Annotated in this window: 18 protein-coding genes; 11 read left to right on the plus strand and 7 right to left on the minus strand. The window is 66.6% G+C overall.

Annotated elements, in window-relative coordinates:
• Positions 1-13: 13 nt before the first annotated feature.
• The 3 genes from ettA to IBJ06_RS03905 all read right to left on the minus strand — a co-directional run bounded on the left by ettA (position 14) and on the right by IBJ06_RS03905 (position 4,455).
• Positions 14-1,681, minus strand: a complete 1,668-nt coding sequence (gene ettA, locus IBJ06_RS03895) for an energy-dependent translational throttle protein EttA (RefSeq protein ID WP_292157458.1) — start codon at positions 1,679-1,681, stop codon at positions 14-16.
• A gap of 90 nt (positions 1,682-1,771) precedes the next feature.
• Positions 1,772-3,214: a UdgX family uracil-DNA binding protein gene (locus IBJ06_RS03900; RefSeq protein ID WP_292157460.1), complete on the minus strand. Its 1,443-nt coding sequence runs from the start codon at positions 3,212-3,214 to the stop codon at positions 1,772-1,774.
• Positions 3,214-4,455: a putative DNA modification/repair radical SAM protein gene (locus IBJ06_RS03905; protein WP_292157462.1), complete on the minus strand. Its 1,242-nt coding sequence runs from the start codon at positions 4,453-4,455 to the stop codon at positions 3,214-3,216. The genes IBJ06_RS03900 and IBJ06_RS03905 overlap by 1 nt, the downstream gene beginning before the upstream one ends.
• Before the next feature lie 140 nt (positions 4,456-4,595).
• Between IBJ06_RS03905 and IBJ06_RS03910 the strand changes: the two genes are divergently transcribed.
• Positions 4,596-7,166: a hypothetical protein gene (locus IBJ06_RS03910; protein ID WP_292157464.1), complete on the plus strand. Its 2,571-nt coding sequence runs from the start codon at positions 4,596-4,598 to the stop codon at positions 7,164-7,166.
• A gap of 27 nt (positions 7,167-7,193) precedes the next feature.
• Here IBJ06_RS03910 and IBJ06_RS03915 read toward each other — a convergent pair whose 3' ends face one another.
• Positions 7,194-7,808 (minus strand): TIGR02466 family protein, encoded by a 615-nt coding sequence (locus IBJ06_RS03915; RefSeq protein WP_292157466.1) that lies wholly within the window; start codon positions 7,806-7,808, stop codon positions 7,194-7,196.
• Positions 7,809-7,848: 40 nt separating this feature from the next.
• Positions 7,849-8,604 (minus strand): methyltransferase, encoded by a 756-nt coding sequence (locus IBJ06_RS03920; protein ID WP_292157468.1) that lies wholly within the window; start codon positions 8,602-8,604, stop codon positions 7,849-7,851.
• Between the two features lie 104 nt (positions 8,605-8,708).
• Here IBJ06_RS03920 and IBJ06_RS03925 point away from each other — a divergent pair, with 104 nt between their 5' ends.
• Positions 8,709-9,725, plus strand: a complete 1,017-nt coding sequence (locus IBJ06_RS03925) for a polyprenyl synthetase family protein (protein WP_292157470.1) — start codon at positions 8,709-8,711, stop codon at positions 9,723-9,725.
• Here IBJ06_RS03925 and IBJ06_RS03930 read toward each other — a convergent pair.
• Entirely contained in the window at positions 9,722-10,927 is a 1,206-nt protein-coding gene (locus IBJ06_RS03930) for a pyridoxal phosphate-dependent aminotransferase (RefSeq protein ID WP_292157472.1), read from the minus strand. The genes IBJ06_RS03925 and IBJ06_RS03930 overlap by 4 nt on opposite strands.
• A 121-nt stretch (positions 10,928-11,048) precedes the next feature.
• On the opposite strand from IBJ06_RS03930, the gene IBJ06_RS03935 reads away from it, so the two are divergent.
• The 9 genes from IBJ06_RS03935 to rodA all read left to right on the plus strand — a co-directional run bounded on the left by IBJ06_RS03935 (position 11,049) and on the right by rodA (position 20,664).
• Entirely contained in the window at positions 11,049-12,095 is a 1,047-nt protein-coding gene (locus IBJ06_RS03935) for a hypothetical protein (RefSeq protein ID WP_292157475.1), read from the plus strand.
• Between the two features lie 76 nt (positions 12,096-12,171).
• Positions 12,172-13,227 (plus strand): hypothetical protein, encoded by a 1,056-nt coding sequence (locus tag IBJ06_RS03940; RefSeq protein WP_292157476.1) that lies wholly within the window; start codon positions 12,172-12,174, stop codon positions 13,225-13,227.
• The gene (locus IBJ06_RS03945) at positions 13,224-13,937 is read left to right on the plus strand and encodes a VTT domain-containing protein (protein WP_292157478.1); all 714 of its coding nucleotides are present in this window, start codon (positions 13,224-13,226) and stop codon (positions 13,935-13,937) included. Before IBJ06_RS03940 ends, IBJ06_RS03945 begins: the two co-directional genes overlap by 4 nt.
• Positions 13,938-14,013: 76 nt before the next feature.
• On the plus strand, positions 14,014-14,640 hold the full coding sequence (locus IBJ06_RS03950; protein ID WP_292157480.1) for a glutathione S-transferase C-terminal domain-containing protein: 627 nt from the start codon (positions 14,014-14,016) through the stop codon (positions 14,638-14,640).
• A gap of 198 nt (positions 14,641-14,838) precedes the next feature.
• Entirely contained in the window at positions 14,839-15,873 is a 1,035-nt protein-coding gene (locus IBJ06_RS03955) for a rod shape-determining protein (RefSeq protein ID WP_209120518.1), read from the plus strand.
• Between the two features lie 138 nt (positions 15,874-16,011).
• Positions 16,012-16,965: a rod shape-determining protein MreC gene (mreC, locus tag IBJ06_RS03960; RefSeq protein WP_292157484.1), complete on the plus strand. Its 954-nt coding sequence runs from the start codon at positions 16,012-16,014 to the stop codon at positions 16,963-16,965.
• Complete coding sequence (locus IBJ06_RS03965) at positions 16,962-17,480, plus strand: hypothetical protein (protein ID WP_292157486.1); 519 nt, start codon at positions 16,962-16,964, stop codon at positions 17,478-17,480. The genes mreC and IBJ06_RS03965 overlap by 4 nt, the downstream gene beginning before the upstream one ends.
• The gene (gene mrdA / locus IBJ06_RS03970; protein WP_292157488.1) at positions 17,477-19,510 is read left to right on the plus strand and encodes a penicillin-binding protein 2; all 2,034 of its coding nucleotides are present in this window, start codon (positions 17,477-17,479) and stop codon (positions 19,508-19,510) included. The genes IBJ06_RS03965 and mrdA overlap by 4 nt, the downstream gene beginning before the upstream one ends.
• Positions 19,507-20,664 carry a rod shape-determining protein RodA gene (rodA, locus tag IBJ06_RS03975; protein ID WP_292157490.1) on the plus strand — a complete coding sequence of 386 codons (1,158 nt, stop codon included), beginning with the start codon at positions 19,507-19,509 and terminating at the stop codon, positions 20,662-20,664. The genes mrdA and rodA overlap by 4 nt, the downstream gene beginning before the upstream one ends.
• On the opposite strand, the gene pip is transcribed toward rodA, so the two are convergent.
• Complete coding sequence (gene pip / locus IBJ06_RS03980) at positions 20,665-21,645, minus strand: prolyl aminopeptidase (RefSeq protein ID WP_292157492.1); 981 nt, start codon at positions 21,643-21,645, stop codon at positions 20,665-20,667.
• Positions 21,646-21,649 lie beyond the last annotated feature (4 nt).

The following is a 21,649-nucleotide window of genomic DNA, read 5'->3' on the forward strand; positions in this document are numbered from 1 at the left end:
CCGCCCGCCGAAATTACCGCCCGAATTTCTGGAACTTGATGCGGTGGGGGATGAGGGCGTCGGTGCCGAGGCGGCGCTTCTTGTCTTCTTCGTACGCCTCGAAGTTACCCTCGAACCATTCGACGTGGCTGTCGCCCTCGAAGGCCAGGATGTGGGTGGCCAGACGGTCGAGGAACCAGCGGTCGTGGGAGATGACCACGGCGCAGCCGGCGAACTCCTCCAGCGCCTCCTCGAGGTTCTGAAGCGTTTCGATGTCCAGGTCGTTGGTCGGTTCGTCGAGCAGGATCAGATTGCCACCGGTCGCCAGGGTGCGCGCCAGGTGTACCCGGTTGCGCTCACCGCCCGACAGCTGGCCGACCTTCTTCTGCTGGTCGCCGCCCTTGAAGTTGAAGCTGCCGACATAGGCGCGGGTGTTGATCTCGCGCTTGCCGACCATCATCACATCTGTACCGCCGGAAATGGCCTGCCAGATGGTCTCGTCGGGCTTCAGGTCGTCGCGCGACTGGTCGACATAGGCCAGCTTGACCGTCTCGCCCACGCGGATCTTGCCGGCGTCGGGTTGTTCCTGGCCGGTGATCAGCTTGAACAGGGTCGACTTGCCGGCGCCGTTCGGCCCGATCACGCCGACGATGCCGTTCGGCGGAAGCTTGAAGGTCAGATCCTTGAACAGCAGCTTGTCGCCATAGGATTTTTCCAGCCCCTCGACCTCCAGCACCACATTGCCGAGGCGGGGTCCGGGCGGGATCTGGATGACGGCGTGGGTCTGGGCCCCGCGCATGCCCTCCTGTTCGGCGACCATCCGCTCATAGGCGGCCAGACGCGCCTTGGACTTGGCCTGACGGGCCTTGGCGCCCGAGCGCACCCATTCCAGTTCACGGGTAAGCGCCCGCTGACGGGCCTCGGACTCGGACTGTTCCTGCACCACCCGCTTCTGCTTGGCTTCCAGCCAGCTGGAATAGTTGCCCTCGTGCGGGTGGCCCTTGCCGCGGTCCAGCTCCAGCGTCCACTTCGTCACCTGGTCCAGGAAGTAGCGGTCGTGGGTCACCAGGATCACGCAGCCCGGGAAATTCTCCAGGTGGTGCTGCAGCCAGGCGACCGACTCGGCGTCCAGGTGGTTGGTCGGTTCGTCCATCAGCAGCATGTCGGGCTTCGACAGCAACAGGCGGGCCAGCGCCACGCGGCGCTTCTCGCCGCCCGACAGATTGGTCACTTCCCAGTCGTCCGGCGGACAACGCAGGGCGTCCATGGCCATTTCGATACGGCTGTCGATGTCCCAGACGTCGGCCGCGTCGATCTTCTCCTGGAGGGCGGTCATCTCCTCCATCAGTTCGTCGGTGTAGTTTTCGCCCAGCTCGCCGGCCACCGCGTTGAAGCGGTTCACCCACTGCTTCTCCTCGCACCAGGCCTCGACGTTCTCACGCACGTTCAGGTTGGGGTCCAGCTGGGGCTCCTGCTCCAGATAGCCGCGCTTGATGCCGTCGGCGGCCTTGGCCTCGCCCTGGAACTCCTTGTCCAGCCCGGCCATGATCTTCAGCAGGGTCGACTTGCCCGAGCCGTTGACCCCGACCACGCCGATCTTGGCGTCGTTGTAGAACGACAGCCAGATGTTCTCGAAGATCTTCTTGCCGCCGGGGAAGGTCTTGGTCAGACCCTGCATCTGAAAGATGTACTGCTGCGCCATGGAGTGCGGTGCGCCCTTGAAATCGTGTGGGGGGAGGTTGGGGCGGGATGTAGCGACTGCGGCGGCGAAGGGCAACGCCCGCCCGGGCAATCAGGCGGTCCCGAGCATCGCCCTCGCGGCCTTCAGGTCGTCGACGAAGCGGGCGCGTTCGGCCTCGCGCGTCGCCGCGTCCGGCAGGCGCAGCAGGTATGACGGGTGAACGGTGGGCAGGACGGCCGTTCCATCGTCCAGCCGGATCGGGCGGCCCCGGTCCTTCGTCACCGCGATCTTGTGGCCCAGCACGCCCAGCGCCGCCGTGGCCCCCAGCGTCACGATCAGCCGGGGCTTTACCAGCGCCCGCTCGGCGTCCAGCCACCAGCGGCAGGCCTCGACCTCGCCGGAGTCGGGCGTCTTGTGCAGGCGCCGCTTGCCGCGCGGTTCGTGCTTGAAATGCTTGACCGCATTGGTGACCCAGGCCCGGTCGCGGTCGATGCCCGCCTCGGCCAGGGCGGCATCCAGCACCTGACCCGCCGGCCCGACAAAGGGTTCGCCGGCCAGATCCTCCTGATCGCCCGGCTGCTCACCTACGATCATCAGGTCCGCGCGGGCCGGCCCCCTGCCACAGACGGCCTGGGTAGCATCGCGCCACAGGGGGCAACGACGGCATCCCTGAACCGCAGCCTCAAGCCCGTCCAGCGACACCGGCGGTTCTGATCGCTCGCCTGGGCGCTCCACGACAGGCGCGACCGCGTGGCTGAGCCGCGGATTGGCGGGCGTGGCCGGGGCGCTGACCATTGTGGCTAGCCGGGCCTCCGCCTCGCGGATCATGTCGGGGATCAGCGAAGCCTCAGGCAGATTGGCCCAGTAGCGACGCGGCATCTCGCTCTGCATCATCTTCGTCTTCAGCCGTGCCGGATTGAAGGTCGAGGCGTAATAGGTCTTCCAGAACTCCTCGACATCGTCGCCCTCGGGCGCCTGATCCCTGGTGGCAGACGGCCCGAAGCTGAGGCGTTCAAGGTCCCAGTGTGCCGTGCCGTCGGGCGTCAATATGGTCCAGCGCATGGTCGTGAACCGCCGCTGGAAGAAGGGGGCGGTCCGCTCCAGCACCCGGTGCGCCGGCTCGAACCAGGCGATCCAGTGCTCGCCGCCCTCATCCTCGATCCGGCGAAAGCGCACAAAGGCCTTCATCTTGTGCGCCGCCCGGCTGACGTTCTTCGCCCGCTCCATGGCGTCGGCCACGTCGCGGTCCGAGACGATGTGCAGCAAGGTCCGCTCGCGCTGGAGCCGCCACAGCAGCCGGTACAGCAGGTCGAACCGGTCCTCCGACCGGTGCAGGGCCACCTGTTCGGCGAGGTCGAGGAAGGCGCGGGGCACGCTCAGGCCTGAGCCGGGCGGGACCGGGGCAGAGGGCGCCTCATCCTCGAACAGACCGCCGGGAGCCGCCCGGGTCAGAAAGCAGGTGTTGGACGGCGGACTGCCTTCGGCCAGCAGGGCGCGCGCATGGGTGCGCCAGCCCTCAAGGTCGGTCTCCGACTCCAGCCGCACGGTGCGCATCAGAACAGGCTCAGCTGCTCGGGCTCGCGCGGCTTCACCAGTCGCGCCTTGAGGTCGGCAGCATCGGTCAGGCCGCCGGGGGTCCAGTCCAGCGTGGTGATGAAGGGCCGGATCTTGTCGAGGCTGCGCGTCAGCCGCTGGATGTCCTCCAGCCTCAGCGTCCGGTAGCGCCGCACCTTGAGGATCCGGTCGATCGAGCGCACGCCGAGGCCGGGCACCCGCAACAGGGTCTCGCGCTCCGCCACATTCACATCGACGGGAAAGCTGGACCGGTTGGCCAGCGCCCAGCCCAGCTTGGGGTCGACCGCCAGGTCCAGCATGCCATCGGGCGTGGCCGAGGCGATCTCGGGTGCCGAAAAGCCATAGAACCGCATCAGCCAGTCGGCCTGGTACAGCCGGTGCTCGCGGATCAGTGGCGGTTTCGACAGCGGCAGTTGCGCCGACGAATCCGGAATGGGGCTGAAGGCGGAATAATAGACCCGGCGCAGGCCATAGCCGCCATACAGCGACGCCGACCGCTCCAGAATCTCTCCGTCCGGCGCGCCGTCGGCACCGATGATCAGTTGGGTCGACTGGCCACCGGGGGCAAAGCGGGGCGGGCGTTTGCGGTCCTTCTTCGCCGGTCGGGCGGCCTCCACTCGCTGGCGCACCTGACCCATGGTCCGCTTGATCACGCCGGCGTCCTTCTGCGGGGCCAGCCGGGCCAGCGCCTCGTCGCGCGGCAGTTCGATATTGGCCGACAGCCGGTCGGCATACAGCCCCGCCTGCGCCACCAGCTCGGGGTCCGCCTCGGGGATCAGCTTCAGATGGATATAGCCGCGAAAGTCATGCTCCTCGCGCAGCATCCGCGCGACCCGCACCAGCTCCTCCATCGTATAGTCGCCCGACTGGACGATGCCCGACGACAGGAACAGCCCCTCGATGTAATTCCGCCGATAGAAGTTCAGCGTCAGGTCGACGACCTCCTGCACCGAAAACCGCGCCCGCGGCACGTTCGACGACACCCGGTTGATGCAATAGGCGCAGTCATAGATGCAGAAGTTGGTCAGCAGGACCTTCAGCAGGCTGACGCACCGCCCGTCCGGCGTATAGGCGTGGCAGATGCCCATCCCCTCGGTCGAGCCGATCCCCTTGCCCCCGACCGAGTTCCGCTTGCCCGCCCCCGACGACGCGCACGACGCATCATATTTGGCCGCATCGGCCAGGATTTCCAGTTTTCGGCGAAGGTCGAGACGGGCCATGTGTTCATGCTATGTTCCATATCACGGATGAGGTCCAGCGTGGCCATAAAGGCGGAATGTCGCGGGCGGGGTTGCCGCGCTGCCGTCTTCTCCTCGTTCGCGCCGTGTGATGAAATGAAGGCGGGTCAAATCGGGGGGGCATGATGAAGCTACAGATGCCGGATATGGCGGTTGCGGCGACGCAGTTGGGGGTCGCTGCAGCGGGCGCTGTCCTGTTCCTCATCATGGGGATGATTGTGGTGGCGGGGGTGCAGCGCGCCACCCGGTGGCCCCTGGCGACCCTGTCGCTCGGCTTCCGGTCGCTCGACAGTGTTCTGGCCCTGCAACTGGCCGGCCTGCTCGGGCTCGACGAAACGCAGGGGTTGAGGCGCTGGGGACGACTGGTGGCGTGGTTTCTGGGACTGGCCATAGCCGGGGCCTTCCTTCCGGCCGTGGTGGCGACTCCGCTGCTGTTGTTCGGCCTTGCGCTGGTCCTGGCGGTGGTGCGGCGGTGGACCTGGGACGAGGAAGATCGCGCCCTCGGGCTTGCGGCTCACCACAAGCGCGCTCCGGGCGGCGAGGACTTCAACAACGAACTGGTCGCGGCGCTTTCCTGTGTCTTTCTGTTCGGCGCCTTGCTGGTCTGGCGTCTGGCCGAACTGGGCTTCTTTGATCTGGACCCGAGCGCTGCGCAGGGCGGCAATATTCTGTACGTCGCCTCAGAGGCGCTCGAGGCCCTCCCGATCATCGGCAACATAGAGGTCTTCGGCTACGACAATCCTTCTGGTGTGGAGGTCGTCCAGCCGACAGGTGGCGGCGCGGCTTTCGTCTTCCGTCTGGTTCTCGACGTTCTCGTCATCGGCGGTCTGCTGAAGGCGGCCGAGATCGCAGGCCGCATCGCCCGCAAGGAGGACATCCGGCGCGAGGAACAGGCTCTGGCGGTCGCCGGGACGGAAGCGGAGGTCAACGCAGCGCTTGACGCCATCGTCGATCTGGCGCGACGCGGCAATTCGCGAGCGGCCCGCACGCTCGAGACCCTCGCCCTGCCGCCTCTGGACGGGGAGGCTCCGCGGGTCGGTCTGCGACGGGCTGCGGCCGACCATCTCCTGGCTCTGGGCGAGGAGGGCGCCCTGCTGGGACCCGGTGCGCTGAACACGGCCATGCTGGCCTATGACGTGCTGCTGACGCCGCAGCTGCTCGAACAGGATCCGCTGGAGTATCACCTGTGCCTCGCCGCCAGATCCCAGGCCCTGTACACGCTCAGCCTGCGGACCGGGGGCGCCGACGCCGCCGAGCGCCTGAAGACGGCAGCTGACGGACTCGAAAAGGCGGCGAGAGGCTTGCACGCTCTCGGCCATGTCCGGAAAGCGGACAAGGCAGAGCTGCTTTACTGGGCGGCGGTCACGGAGCGGGCCGGGATGATGCGAGACACGCCGGACGTCGATCCGCGCGATCTGGTCCATGACGTCCAGGCCTTCATCGACCGGATGACGGCCCGCACGGTTTCCGACCCGGAGATCGTGGCCGAGGCGCGGCGGCTGCTCTCCGGGATAAAGGTGTCGCTGTCCGCCCACGGAGACGGTGCCGTCGACGTGGCCGATCTGGCCGCCGAGCCGGACCGTGCCCGATCGCCGATGGAACTCCTCGACCACGCAGCGGCGGTGATACTGGCGGTCGGACAGTCAGGATCGGCCCAGGGATTCGCGCTTCTGGATGCCGTCGCCGCGCAGCTGAAGTCGATTCTGGACAGCCCCGCAGAGGCATTTCCCGTCGCGATCCGGGGCACGGCGGCCTATCGCATGGCGCAGGTATGGCGTCTTCGGGTGCATTTGATCCACGATCAAACCCGACCGCAGGCCATCCAGCAGGCCCTGCATTGGGTTGCAGAAACCAAACGGATCGCGGGCCGGGATGTGCCACGTGTCGGGTCAGCCGTGCAGGAGATCGAGGCCCAGGTTCTGTCGATCCAGGCGGCGCTGACGCCCGCCGGACCCGATCAGGATCGACTGATCGCGCGGAGTCTGGAGACCTATCGCCGCGTGATCCATGATCCGCAACTGGCTGGCGACGCCCTCCTGGAACAGGCCCGGGCGAACATGGTCATCGCGCTTATCGGTGCAGCCGCAGGCGGCGAACCCGCCCTGGCCGTCTCCCGCCTGCGCGAGGCGGAAAGCCTCAGCGGGGAGATGCTGAACAGTTCCACCACCGCGAGGGATCGCGCCATGGAGGCATCAATCCTGCTTAACCGCTCCGTCGCTCGATGCAGCCTCGCTCCGCTGGAGTCGACCGAACACCGGAGGAGCCTGCTTCGCTCCGCAGCGGATGACGCGGAAGCAGCGGCCGACCTCTTCGCCGCGACAGGCAACCTGCATGGCGAAACCCTGGCCCTGAAATCCTTCGGTAGCGCTCATGCCAGCCTTGCGGAGATCGAAGGTCGGGGCCCGGACGCGGAGTTCCATGCCAGGTCGGCATTGACCGCCCTGGATCGCGCCCTGACCCTTCTGGACCCCCAGAGGCAACAGGGCCTGTGGTTCGAAGCCGCCTTCGCGGCCGTGGCCATGATGGAGCACCTGGGTCGGGTCGATCAGGATCGCCCCATGCTTGAGCGGACCGTGACCCGGTTCGATGCCTTGATCGCCGCATCGCGGGAAGGGCCAATGGCCTTCCACATGCCCTTCCTCGAACAGAGACGCAGCAAGATCCTGGCTGCCCTCAAGGATTGGAAGACCTAAACCGCGGTCAAGCCCGGTTCGGCGGAATTACGCGTAGTTGAAGCTGATCGAGATCCGCTCCGCCTTTGCGGCATTGGGCGGCACCTCGTGGCGCAGCCAGCTTTCCCACATCAGCACCGTACCGGAGCGGGGCGCCAGATAGACGAACGGCCGCTCGGCCTCCGGAGCTTCGGCATGAACCCCCGGCCGCGCCATCATCATCGGCAGACGCGGATCTTCCAGTTTCAGCGACGAGGCCCCGTCCGGCACCTCGACATAGATCGTGCCGGACAGGAAGGCGTGCGGGTGGATGTGGCCCGAATGGCCGCCGCCGGGCTTCAGGATATTGACCCACAGATTGTCCAGCCGGGGCTTTCGCGCCAGTTCGAAGTTCAGCGCCCTGGCATAGGCCAGGGCATGACGGTCCAGATGCCGCTTCAGCGCCTCGAACTCGGGCATCCGCTTCGGCAGGTCGTTGAGCGAGCCGTAGGAGGTATAGCCGCGATAGCCGTGATCCCGGCACCAGGCGCGGCCCGCCCCGTCCTCAACCGCCAGCAGGCGACAGGCCTCGGCCAGCTCACCGATCAGGGCGGGATCGTCCAGACGGGACTCATAGACCTGGGTCACAAACAGGGGGCGCAGGGAGGGGGGGCGCAATGTCATGGCGACGGGATACCCTGTCGTGCGTCCGGCGAGAAGCCGCTCAGAAGGGCAGGGCCGCTTCCCCGCGCAGAATGGCCTCTGCCTCCGCCGTATGCGGCGCCCCCCCGCGGTCATGCAGGATCAGCGGCGGCAACAGGCGCAGCGGCGCCTTGCCGGTCTTGACCGCCTGGACCAGCACCCGCCTGGCCGGCTGGTCGGCAAAGGGATGGACGGGGCGGATGGCGAACGACCCGGCCTTGGGCGACAGCAGCGCCAGGATGTCAGCCAGTCGCTCGGCCCGGTGGATCAGGACGATCCGTCCGCCCTCGCTCACCGCCTTGAGCAAAAAGCCGGTCCAGGCCTCAAGCCCGTCATCCGCCATCCACGCCGCGCGTCGCTCGGGGGCAGGGGGCCTCAAGCTGCCGGGGTCGTCAAAAAAGGGCGGATTGCTGACCGCCCAGTTGAACGGCGCAAGATCCAGCGCCCGAAAGCCGTCGGCCACATCTCCGGTCAGAATATCCGCCCGGTCGCCCAGCCCGTTCGTCTCGACATTCCGCCGCGCCAATTCGGCGATCTCCGCCTCGCGCTCGAGCCCGACCAGCTGCACGCCGGGGCACCTCGCCGCGATCTGGGTCAGTACCGCCCCCGGCCCACAACCCGCCTCGATCACCCGCTCTCCCGGGCGGGCCGCGACCGTGGCCGCCAGCAGGGCTGCATCCATGCCCGCGCGATAGCCCCGCACCGGCTGGGCCAGCCTTACCCGCTCGCCCAGCAGGGCGTCTTCCTGGACCTCCGGGATACTGCCTGCGACTGTCACGCGTCTTGACCCTTCATGGTCCGACCACCATTGTGCGCGCCAACCCGCCCCGGCAAGACGGGCACCGGCTTTTCTTATCCCCCGCTGTATCGCACGAGTTCTCCTTGGACGCCGTTTCCAATTCCGTCAGCCGACCCGCCGGAGATGTCGCCCCGATCGTGCGGCTGAGCGAACCCGACATGGATCGCGTCAACCAGTTGATCCGTGAGCGCATGGCGTCCGACGTGCCGCTGATTCCGGCCTTGGCAGATCACCTGATCGCGGCGGGCGGCAAGCGTCTGCGCCCCATGCTGACCATCGCGGCGGCGCGCGCCTCGGGCGGGGACAGGGGCATCGACAACCCGCTGAAGCTGGCGGCCGCTGTCGAGTTCATCCACACCGCCACCCTGCTGCACGACGATGTGGTCGACACCTCGGACCTGCGCCGGGGCAAGGTGGCCGCGCACCTGATCTGGGGCGCCCCCTCCAGCGTGCTAGTTGGGGACTTCCTGTTCGCCCGCGCCTTCGAGCTGATGGTCGAGACGGACTCCATGCGCGCGCTGGGCACTCTGGCCCGGGCCTCCAGCGTCATCTCCGAGGGCGAGGTGCTGCAGCTGACGCGCGCCCACGACCTCAACCTCGATACCGACGTCTATCTCGAGATCATCACCGCCAAGACCGCCGAACTGTTCGCGGCCGCCGCCGAAGCGGGCGCTGTCGGAGCGGGCGCCGATGACGTCGTGATCAAGGGCCTGCGCGATTACGGCATGAAGCTCGGCATCGCCTTCCAGCTGGCCGACGATGCGCTGGACTATGGCGGCACGGCCGCAGCGCTGGGGAAGAATGCCGGCGACGACTTTCGCGAGGGCAAGGTCACCCTGCCGCTGATCCTGGCTATCGAGCGTGGCGGCGGTCTGAAAGACGGCTTCTGGGATCAGACCTTTGCCAAGTCCGTCCGCGATGACGACGATTTCGCCCGCGCGCGGGAGCGGGTGATCGGCACGGGTGCCGTCAGCGCCACCCTGGACGTGGCCGGCGACTATGCCGACGCGGCAAAGGCCGCCCTCCGGGTCCTTCCCGACAGCGACTGGCGCGACGCGCTTGAGCTGCTCGCCGACTACGCCGTCAGCCGGGTCTACTAGCGCAGACTTCCGCAGAACCGCTGAATCCGTTCGCACGCCGCTTCCAGCACGCTCTCGCTGGTCGCATAGCTGATGCGGAAATAGGGGCTGAGGCCAAAGGCCGAGCCCTGCACAACGGCCACGCCCTCGGCGTCCAGCAGGGCGCTGGCAAAGGTGTCGTCGCTGTCGATCACCGTCCCGGCCGGCGTCGTCTTGCCGATCAGGCCCTCGATGGAGGGATAGACGTAAAAGGCACCGTCCGGCGTGGCGCAGCGGATGCCGCTCGCCTGATTGAGCATGGCAACGACCAGATCTCGGCGGGCCTCGAACGCCCGGCCGCGCCCGGCGATGAAGTCCTGCGGGCCGTTGAGGGCCTCGACGGCGGCCCACTGGCTGATGGAGGAGGGGTTGGAGGTCGTCTGGCTGGCGACCTTGCGCATCAGGTCGATCAGCGCCTTGGGCCCGGCGGCATAGCCGATACGCCAGCCGGTCATGGCATAGGCCTTCGAGACGCCATTGACGGTCAGGGTGCGGTCATAAAGGTCGGGCGCGACCCGGGCGATGGTGGCAAAGGGCGTGTCGCCATAGAGCAGGTGCTCGTACATATCGTCGGTCAGCACCCAGACGTGCGGGTGGCGACTCAGGACCTCGGCGAGGGCCTCCAGCTCGGCGGCGGAATAGACGGCGCCGGTGGGGTTGGACGGGCTGTTCAGGATGAGCCAGCGGGTGCGGGGGGTGATGGCGGCCTCCAGCACCTCGGGCCGCAGCTTGAAGCCATCGGCCTCCTCGCCGACCACGGTGACGGGCTCGCCGCCCGCCAGCAGCACCATGTCGGGATAGCTGACCCAGTAGGGGGCCGGGACAATGACCTCATCGCCCGGTGAAAGGGTGGCCAGAAGCGCGTTGTAGATCACCGCCTTGCCGCCCGAGGCAACGTGGACCTGATTGGCGGCATAGGTGAGGCCGTTCTCGCGGGCGAACTTGGCGACCACGGCGGCCTTCAGCTCGGCCATGCCGTCGGCGTCGGTATATTTGGTTTCGCCCCGGCGGATGGCCGCGATGGCGGCCTCCTTGATATTATCCGGGGTGTCGAAGTCGGGCTCGCCCGCGCCCAGGCTGATGATGTCGCGGCCCTCGGCCTTCAGCGCGCGCGCCTGGGCGGTCACCGCAAGGGTCGGCGACGGCTTGACGCGGGCAAGGGCTTTGGACTGGAGCTCGGACATGGGGCAGACTCGCATTCGGGGAGGCCCGGCAATTCGGACCTGTGCTGTTTACGAGCGGCGGCGCGCCGGTGCAAATGGGGGCGGGCAGATCGGATGCCCGACGCTTCGGGGAGGGTCCCGCATGCTGATCACCATGCTGATGAGCTTGATACTAGGCGGGCAGGCTGGAGCCGCTTCTTCAGCGGGGGAGCCCTGCGATGATCTGGATGGCCTGCCTTGGGACCGATTTGGCGATCATGTCTGTGTCCTCGCCCGAAGGGGCGTGAAACCTGCCGAACAGGAGGCGAGCGAGGGGGTAGAAGCCTATCGGGCGTTCTTTTCCGATGGCTACGGGCGCAGCATGCCGACTCTGTCGTTTGAGCGGCGCCCGGGTCAGCCCCCGTTGGCAGTGATCTACTTTACACCCGACAGGCGCCTCGAGGCTCCGGTCCCTGCCGAAGTGTGGGCTGACGTTCGTCGACAGGCCCTCTATGCCGACCGGGAGCTTGTGCCGATCGAGGCCGATGAGCCCTTCCTGTGCCTTCATCCGTGGACCTCGACCGTGGAAATAGTGAACGCGCCTCAGCGTGCAATGGAGCCAGAGCCGGTTCGCAGCCGTCAGTCAGTGGGCTGCAAGGCAGACCTGACCCACCAGTTCTCATGGTCGCTCGCACGGGCCGCCATGCCTCTGTTTCCCGCGTGCGACCGCCTCGATCCTGAGTACTATCGCAACGAGGTCTCGCGTTTCGAAGCTTGCGGCAATCTGACGGGAGATGTCATCGCAGCGGCGGATGTGATGAACGCCATCGGTCACAGGAACTTTGACTTCAATGTAGTCGATGATGGTCGCGTCTCGTGGATCTGGTGGCTCGGCAGCTCCCGCACAGCCCACCTGCAATGGGATGACGAGCCCCCCTTGGTCGGCATAGCGGACATCGGCACCTTCCTTGAGGAGAAGGACGGTCAACTCGAGGCGCTATGGGGCTACGTCGGGACCGTGCACGGGGATACTGCGACAACCGCACAGGTCACTGGTGTCATTACCTACCAACAGGATACTCCGACCCATCGAGTTAGTTTTGAGGCCTCGTACACGCAGGTTTGGGGCCTTTCTCCCTACAGCGGCCAGTGGGAGCTGGAGAGCTGGATCGTGGAACCGTTTCAATCGACGGGGTCCTACGAACTGTGATCCGCCGTATTCTGATAGACGTGCTGTTCGAGATACCTGAGACAGGTAGGCTCCAGACCCGGCAGGAGGGACATTCATGCTGATGGCTATGCTGATGAGTGTGGTGTTGGGTGGGCAGGAGCCGGACCCGACGCCGAGCGCGGAATTGCTTCAATCCCTCGGTATGGTGCCGATCGAGCAAGAAGCGGCCACGGGGGCGGTGGTTTACCGGGCGTTCTACAGGAATGGCTATGGCAGGGATCTACTCGGGGTCAGTTTCGAGATGCGCCCGGATGCGCCGCCGATGGTCAGTGTGTATGGCTTTGAGGGAAAACGGATTTCGGCCCCTGTGAGCCGTGAGGCCTGGGATCGGGTCGTCGATGAGAGCTGGATCGTGGGCCGTGAACTCGTGCCTTTACCGGAGGACGTTCAGACCGGGGATGAGGTTGTCTATACCCTCTGCACGGACGGCTGGACCACGACCGTTGAGCTGGCGAACACATACGAATATGGCCGAAAGCGGCTGAGCGAACCCTACCGCCGCCGCCAGAACGCCTGTGATACAATCGGCCCGGAGCCCGTCGTCAGGTTCGGGTTCATTCTGGCCGGATTGGCCGTAGAGGCGTTTCCGGCCTGTGCGGAACTCGACCTCGACGGATACTACAACAACATCGTGCGACTGAGCGACTGCCTGTATCTGTCTGGCAATACGCTTGCGGCCGCCAGTCTGATGACTCAAAAGGGCGAGCCGCCGTCATTTTCCTATGGCATCACGCCAACAGAAGCCGAATGGCGGGAATGGTTGTCGACCGACAACGGCGGTCGGCTGGACTGGGGTGGTCAGATCTATCAAGAGAGCAATACCTATCGTTCCGGTCAGGCGGAGGCGCCCCGGCTGTCGCAGGTCATGGTCGAGTTCGGCGCGACTCTGCCCGATCTCACCATCTATCAGGCTGAAATCGGGGCCAGGGACGACGAACAAGGCTGGATCAAGGGGCAGGTCGCCTATCGGGAAGAGGGCACATCTGGCGGTGAACGTCGCTATATGGTTGCCGACTATGTCCAGCAATGGTCCCGGGCGCCGGGCGGGCTATGGCATCTGGATGACTGGACCGTTGGCCCTTTCCGCGAACTGAAACCTGAGGACGAATGATCCGCCGCATCCTCGATTTTGTGCTGAATATGGAGGCGGCCAGGTGGCGGGCGGCGCTGGTGACGGCTGTGCTGCTGGCGGCGGTCCTTGGGCTGTTGCTGGTCGGCAAGTCGATGCTGGGGCTGGAGGCGGATCACCGGCTTGAGGCCTGGCTTGAGGGCTATGCCGGAGGGCCATGGGCGTTTGCGGCGACGGTGGCACTGTTTGTCGGGGCGGCCTTTATCGGGGCACCGCAGTTTCTGTTGATCGCAGCCTGTGTGGTGGCGTTCGGGCCGTCGCTGGGGTTCTGGTACAGCTGGGCGGCTACGGTGATTTCGGCGGGAGTGACCTATTGGCTGGGGCGCGGGCCAACCGCGCGGCTGCTGGACCGCTGGAGCGGCAAGACGGTGACGCGGCTGAAGGGCTTCGTCGGGCGCAATGCCTTCTACGCCAGCTTCATGATCCGCAATGTGCCCTCGGCGCCCTTCATTGTGGTCAATATGGCGTTCGGGGCGGCCCGGGCCGGGTTCGTGCCTTTCCTCGCCGGCTGTGCCCTGGGCGTCCTGCCCAAGACGGCGCTGGTGGCCTTCTTCGGCGGAGCGGTGGCGGTGGCGGTCAGCGGCGACGGCGTCTGGACCAGCCTGATCCTGGCGGGCGTGGCCGTCGTCTGGCTGGCCCTGATGCTGGGCGTGCGGGAATGGGTCAAGCGCCGCGAGGCAAAACGCAACTGAGTCGGTTGCAATATGGAGCCGCACGCCTATCTGCCCGTTCAGGTCGCACTGACCCGAATCTGGAAGGAGAGATCGCTTGTCCCTGACCGTCTACATCTCGCCCGGCGCCTGCGCCATGGCCTCGCATTCCGCCCTCGAGGAGGCCGGTCTCGACTATGAGGCCACGGTCATCGACCTGAAGAAGGGCGAGCAGCGCACGCCCGAGTATCTGGCCATCAACCCGGCGGGCGTGACCCCGGCGCTGAAGACCGATCAGGGCGTGATCACCCAGAACGCCGCCATCCTCGCCTGGGTGGCCGAGACCAACCCCGACAAGAATTTGGCCCCGCTCGGCGATGCCTTTGCCATGGCCCGCTTCCACGCCTTCAATGGCTGGCTGGCGTCCAGCCTTCACCCGGCCATCGGCAAGGTGCTGTTCAGCCGCCCGCCGCTGGAGGGCGAGGCCAGGGACCAGGCCGTCGAACAGGCGCTGGCCAAATACGACCTGGCCGAACAGCATCTGCTGGAGGGCGACTGGGTGTTCGGCGATGCCTGGACTCTGGCCGACAACTATCTTTCCGTCTTCACCCGCTGGGCGCGGCAGGCGAAGCTGCTGGACGCGGCCCGCTATCCGAAGCTGAATGCCCATCTGGATCGCGTCCAGGCCCGCCCCGCCGTTCAACGCATGCTGAAGGCCGAGGGTCTGGAACCCGTCGCCGCCTGACGACACCCTCGTGATACGCCGGGCCGATTCAGGACTTGTAATCCCTGTCCCGTAAGGGCAAACGGGCCACGGTCGGCTCGGCGATATCGATCAGGACGGCCCGTGCGTGGGGATGCGCAGCGGGGCGGGGCTTCGTCGCAGCGGACATGATCGCTGACCGCCCCAAAAAGGCCCAACCCGGAACGGTATCCCACCCCTATGCATCTCTTCGGCATGATCTCGAACGACATCGCCATCGACCTCGGCACGGCCAACACCCTGATCTATATGAAGGGCAAGGGCATTGTTCTGAACGAGCCGTCGGTGGTGGCCCTCAGAAACGTCGGTGGACGCAAGATCGTCCACGCGGTGGGCATCGAGGCCAAACAGATGCTGGGCCGCACGCCCGGTCACATGGAAGCCATCCGTCCGATGCGCGACGGGGTCATCGCCGACTTCGAAGTCGCCGAGGAGATGATCAAGCACTTCATCCGCAAGGTGCATAACCGCAAGGGCTTCGTGAACCCCAAGGTCATCGTCTGCGTGCCGTCGGGCGCCACGGCGGTCGAGCGCCGCGCCATCAATGATTCCTGCCTCAACGCCTCGGCCCGTCGCGTCGGCCTGATCGACGAGCCGATGGCCGCGGCGATCGGCGCCGGCCTGCCGATCCACGAGCCGACCGGTTCCATGGTCGTCGACATCGGCGGCGGCACCACCGAAGTGGCTGTGCTGTCGCTGTCCGGCATCGTCTATTCGCGTTCGGTCCGCGTCGGCGGCGACAAGATGGACGAGGCGATCATCAGCTATATGCGCCGCAACCATAATCTGCTGATCGGCGAGACCACCGCCGAGCGCATCAAGAAGGACATCGGCACGGCCCGCATCCCGGCCGACGGCGAAGGCCTGTCGATCGAGGTCAAGGGCCGCGACCTGATGCAGGGCGTCCCGCGCGAGGTGCGCATGAGCGAGCGCCAGGCCGCCGAAGCCCTGACCGAGCCGGTCAGCCAGATCATCGACGCGGTCAAGGTCGCGCTGGAAGCCACCCCGCCGGAACTGGCCGCTGACATCGCCGACAAGGGCATCATGCTGACCGGCGGCGGGGCCCTGCTGCGTGGTCTGGACGCCGAGATCCGCGATCACACGGGCCTGCCGGTATCGGTCGCCGACGATCCCCTGTCCTGCGTGGCCATCGGCTGCGGCCGGGTGCTGGAACACCCGCGCTGGATGAAGGGCGTGCTGGAAAGCTCGCTCTAGAGTCCGTCTCGCGCGCCTGCGGACATCAGCGGTTTTCAAGGCCCGGTGATTCTGCGATAGCCTGATTTTCATGGGCAGATTCGCCCGCCGGCTCCCGCGTGGGCCGGGTGACTTCAACCCTCTGACGCAAGGGTCGCCGTGGCGTTTCGCGACGGACCGTTCGAAAACCTCAAGGTGCCGCTGATCTGGACGGCGGGCATCACCGTGCTCATCGTTCTGGTCGCCTCGGCCTTTCTGCTGATCAGCCAGCGTCGCGGCGACAGCCAGAATGCCATCAGGGGTGCCGGTGACCAGGTCTCGGGCGGGGTAGGGGGCGTTCTGGCCGCTCCCGTGCGCTGGGTCGGCGCCGCCAGCGACTATGTCGGCGACTATTTCTTTGCCGTCTCCGAGAACCGCCGCCTCAAGGAGCAGGTGGCCGAGCTTCAGGCCGTGGCCGACGCCAACATCGCCCTGCAGAACATCAACACCCGCTATGAAGCCATGCTGGGCATCCGGGTCGAGCCGAGCGTCGAGATGGAAACGGCGCGGTCGATTTCGGAGTCACGTGGTCCGTTCGCCCGCTCGCGCCTGGTCGATGTCGGTACATCTCGCGGTGTCCGGATCGGCAATCCGGTGATCAATGAGCACGGCCTGGTCGGACGAGTGGTCGGGACATCGCCGCGCGTCAGCCGCGTCCTGCTGGTCACCGATGTCTCCAGCCGCATCCCGGTGCTGATCGACCGCACCGATGCGCGCGCCATGTTGTCCGGCGACGGCAGCGGCAATCCGCGTCTGGAATACGTCCGGGGCACCGACTCGGTCGAGGTCGGCGACCGCGTTCTGACCTCGGGCGACGGCGGCGGTATTCCCCGCGGCGTGCCGATCGGCGTTGTCGCGCGGGGCATCGACGGGTCCTGGCGGGTCAAGCTGTTCAGTGACCGGGGCGCCATCGACTTCGTCAAGGTCATGAAGTTCGAGGACTTCGGCCAACTGGTCGATCCCGAGGCGCTGAATGCCCCGCCTCTGGCCGCCCTGGGGCCGGCCCCCGCCACTCAGGCCCCCGCCACCCCGCCTCCGGCGACTCCGGCCCAGCCCGGCGGTGCGGGCGAGTGAGACGTCCGGTCGCCGTCCGCGTCGTCGGGCCTCTGCAGTGGATCGTCTATCCGTCCTTGCTGGCCATACTGGCGACCCTGGTACTGGCCACGCCCGTGACCCTGTTCGGCCTCAGCCTGCCCGAGCCGGTCATCCCCATGGTCCTGGCCTTCGCCTGGCCGCTGATCCGGCCCTCGATCACCGCGCCGCTGGCCCTCTTTGCCCTGGGTCTGGTGCTGGACCTGCTGTGGTACGGCCCGCTGGGTCTGTGGGGACTGGTCCTGCTGTGCGTCTATGCCGCCATTCTGGTGTCGCGAAACTTCCTGATCGGGCAGGAAACCCGTGTGCTGTTCGTCTGGTACACGGTCGCCGCTCTGGGGGCCTTCTTTCTGGCCTGGGTCATCGTTACAATCGCCGCGGGGCGGGCGCCAAGCCTGCTGGCCCTTCTGGGTCAGGTGGTGCCGACGCTTCTGATCTTCCCGCTGGCGGATCGCCTGATCCAGCGGTTTGACGATGGCGATGTGCGGTTTCGATGAGCAGCGAACCCTCGATCTTCTTTTCGGACGTCAATGAGCGGCAGGGCTCCTTCCTGCGGCGCACCTTCGTCATGGGGGGGCTGACGGCCCTCGGCGTGCTGGGCCTGACTGCGCGACTCGGTCAGCTGCAGGTCGTCCAGGCGCAGGAATACACCACCCTGGCCACCGCCAACCAGTTCAACTTCCGCCTCGTCCCGCCGCCGCGCGGGGTCATCAAGGACCGGGACGGGGTGGTCATCGCCGGCAACCGGCCCAGCTTCCGCGTGCTGGTGGTTCGCGACGAGACCAAGGATCTGGACCAGACGCTCGATCTTCTGGGTCGGTTGATCCCCGAAACACTCGACCGCCGCAGGGCCATCATCCGCGACGTCAACGCCGCCCCGCGCTTCTCACCCGTGCCGGTCAAGAGCGACCTGACCTGGGAAGAATTCGCCAAGGTCAACCTCTACGCCAATGAACTGCCCGGCGTGATGGCCGACATGCACGAGACCCGCTACTATCCGCACGGCGGCGCCTTTGCCCACGTCGTCGGCTATGTGGCCAAGGTTTCAGCGGCCGATGTCGAGGCCGTACGGGCCCGGGGCGAGGAAGCCTCGCCGCTGTTGTTCAACCCCGGCTTCCGCATTGGCCGTCAGGGGGTCGAGGCCACCCTGGATACCGATTTGCGCGGTGTGGCGGGAGGGCAGCGGGTCGAGGTGGATGCCCGCGGCCGGGTGGTCGGCGAGGATCCCGCGAACTCCCGACCCGCTGTGCCCGGGCAGGAAGTGGTGCTTACCCTGGATTCCGATATCCAGAACCGGGCGCTCGAGGTGTTCGGCGAGGAGTCCGGCGGCTGTGTCGTCATGGATGTCCGCAACGGGGACGTCCTGTGCATGGTGTCCTCGCCTTCGTTCGATCCGAACCTGTTCGTCTCGGGCGTGCCCAGCAACATCTACCGCGCCTGGGCTGACTATGAGCGCCGTCCCCTGCTGGACAAGGCGATCTATGGCACCTTCCCGCCGGGTTCGACCTTCAAGATGACCACCGCCCTGGCGCTTCTGGATGCGGGCATCAATCCGACCGAAAGGGTCAATTGCTCGGGCGCCTATCGCTTTGGCAACCGGACGTTCGTATGCCACCGGCGCGCCGGTCATGGTCCGCAGACCATGCACGACGCCATCAAGAACTCCTGCAACGTCTACTTCTATCATATGGCCAACCGGGCGGGCGTGGACCGCATCGCCCGCACCGCCGAGGCGCTGGGCCTGCACCGGACCTATGAAATGGGTCTGTCGGGCCAACGGGCGGGCACCATGCCGTCGACGAAGTGGAAGCGTGAGAATTTTCGCAATCCGGCGGACCAGACCTGGTTTCCGGGCGAGACCCTGTCCGTGGCGATCGGCCAGGGGGCCATTGAGGTCAACGCGCTTCAACTGGCGGTCATGACCGCCCGCATCGCCAACGGCCGCAAGGCGATCGAGCCGCGCCTCATCAAGTCCGTGGGCGGGGTGGACCGTCCCTCGGGCGCGGCCGTCAAGGATCTTCCGTTCGAGGACACGCACCTGGACATCGTGCGCGCGGGCATGGCGGCGGTGGCCAATGATGTGACCGGCACGGCCTATCGGGTCAGCCAGCTGGGTCTCGGCGACATACAGATGGCGGGCAAGACCGGCACGGCCCAGGCCCGCGCCGGCCTGCGCCGGGGAACCTCGGTAGCGTGGTCCAGTCGCGACCACGGCCTGTTTGTGGCCTTCGCCCCCCATGATGCGCCGCGCTATGCCATAGCCGTCATCGTCCAGCACGGCGGGGGATCCCGGATTGCGGCAGAGAAGGCGCGCGAGGTCATGCGTGTGACGCTGCTCAAGGACCCCGACATGCGCAGCCGGATCGAGCGGCCGCTGCCCCCCGAGCCCGTGGGGCCGCTGGAAGAGGAAGACCCGGCGGCCATCGCGCCGCCGTCGCCGGCCCCGGTCGCGCCTGACCCCGTTCCCGCCAGGCCCGCGCCGCAGGAGCTTGCCGGCCCGCAGCCCTATCTTCCGGATCCGCAATGACCGCCTCGGCCCTGACCCGTCCCGGCGAGCGTGACCGGCTGAGCGTGAAGATCGCCCAGCTGGACTGGCGACTGCTCCTGTTGCTGTGCGCCATCGCCGGCATGGGGGCCGCCATGCTCTATTCGGTGGCCAAGGGTTCGTGGGAGCCGTGGGCCGCCAATCATCTGATCCGCTTTGGCCTCTGTCTGGCGATCCTGCTGGCCCTGTCGCTGGTGAACCTCAAATGGTGGTTCCATCTGGCCTATCCGGCCTATTTCGGGTCGCTGCTGCTGCTCGCGGCGATCGAGATTCCCGGCCTGGGCTATACCGCCATGGGCGCGACCCGCTGGCTGGATCTCGGCGTGACCCGTATCCAGCCGTCCGAGCTGATGAAGATCGCCCTCGTTCTGGCGCTGGCCCGCTGGTACCACGGTGCCACGGCCCAGGAAGCCCGGTTCCACTGGAAACTGATCTATCCGGCGCTCATGATCGGGGCACCCTTCGCCCTCGTCGCCCACCAGCCCGACCTCGGCAGCGCCCTTCTGCTGGGCCTGACCGGTGCCGCCATCATGTTCGCGGCGGGCCTCAGCTGGAAGATCATTGTCGCGGGGGCCGGGGCCGCCATCGCGGGTGTCTGGCCCTTCATCCAGTTCGTCATGCATGACTATCAGCGCGACCGGGTCCTGACTTTCCTCAACCCCGAGGCCGATCCCTCGGGAGAGGGCTATCAGATCATGCAGTCCAAGATCGCCATGGGCTCCGGCGGCTTGCTGGGCAAGGGCTATGGTCTGGGCAGCCAGAGCCAGCTGGAGTTCCTGCCGGAACGCCACACCGACTTCATATTCGCGGCGGTGTCCGAGGAATTCGGCTTCGTCGGCTCGTTCGGCATGCTGCTCTGCTATCTGGGCGTGATCCTGATCTCGCTGCGGATCGCCTCCCTGTCGCACAGCCATTTCGGTCGTCTGGCCACGGCCGGAGTGACCGCCACCTTTGCCCTTTATGTGCTGATCAACGGGGCCATGGTCATGGGGCTGGCCCCGGTGGTGGGCGTGCCCATGCCGCTGATGTCAAACGGCGGCACAGTCATGCTGACCGTCATGATCGGCTTTGGTCTCGTGATGGCCACCCGCGTTCACCGTTACGTCGAACTGCCCAAGGGTCACGGCCTGTTTTGATCACTCCGGCAGGCCTGCGGCCCAGTCGGTGGCGCGCACCAAACTGTCGATAATGCCCGGTTCTGACGAGGCATGCCCCGCGTCGCCGATCACCTCCAGCCGCGCTTCCGGCCAGGCCCGGTGCAGGGCCCAGGCGCCGGACATCGGCGTCACCACATCGAACCGGCCCTGGGCGATCCACGCCGGGATATGCCGGATGCGGTCGATCTTTTTCAGCAGCCAACCGTCTTCGGGCAGGAATCCGCCATTGCGGAAATAGTGGTTCTCGATCCGGGCGAAGGCGATGGCAAACTCGGCCTCGGCGAACTTGTCGGGGCGTGAGTCCGGCCCACCCACGCTGACGGTCTCGCCCTCCCAGCTGGACCAGGCGATGGCGCATTCGCGGCGCGCGGCCTCATCGTCCCCCGTCAGCCGCTTTTCATAGGCCGCCATCAGGTCGTCACGCTCGGCCTCGGGGATCGGTGCCAGAAACCGCTCCCAGGCGTCGGGGAAGATCATCGACGCCCCATCCTGGTAGAACCAGTGCAGCTCCTTCTTCGTCAGCAGGAAGATGCCGCGCAGCACCAGCGCCTTGACCCGCTCGGGGTGGGTCACCGCATAGGTCAGCGACAGGGTCGAACCCCAGGACCCGCCGAACACCACCCATTTGTCGACGCCGCAGCGCTCGCGCAGCCGCTCGATATCCTCGATCAGGGTCCAGGTGGTGTTGTTGTCCAGCGAGGCATAGGGCCTGGACTGGCCACAGCCGCGCTGGTCGAACATGATGATCCGGTAGGCCGACGGATCGAAATAACGCCGCATGCCCGGGCTGGTCGCCCCGCCGGGCCCGCCGTGCAGGACCAGCACGGGCTTGCCCTGCGGATTACCGCTCTCCTCGAAATAGATTTCGTGGCCATCCTGGGTCTTCATCCAGCCGCTGGCAAAGGCTTCGATCTCGGGGAACAGGTCGCGGCGGTCGCCCTCGGGCTTGGGAAAGGACATGAAT

Source organism: Brevundimonas sp. (genome assembly GCF_016742135.1).
Classification (GTDB): domain Bacteria; phylum Pseudomonadota; class Alphaproteobacteria; order Caulobacterales; family Caulobacteraceae; genus Brevundimonas.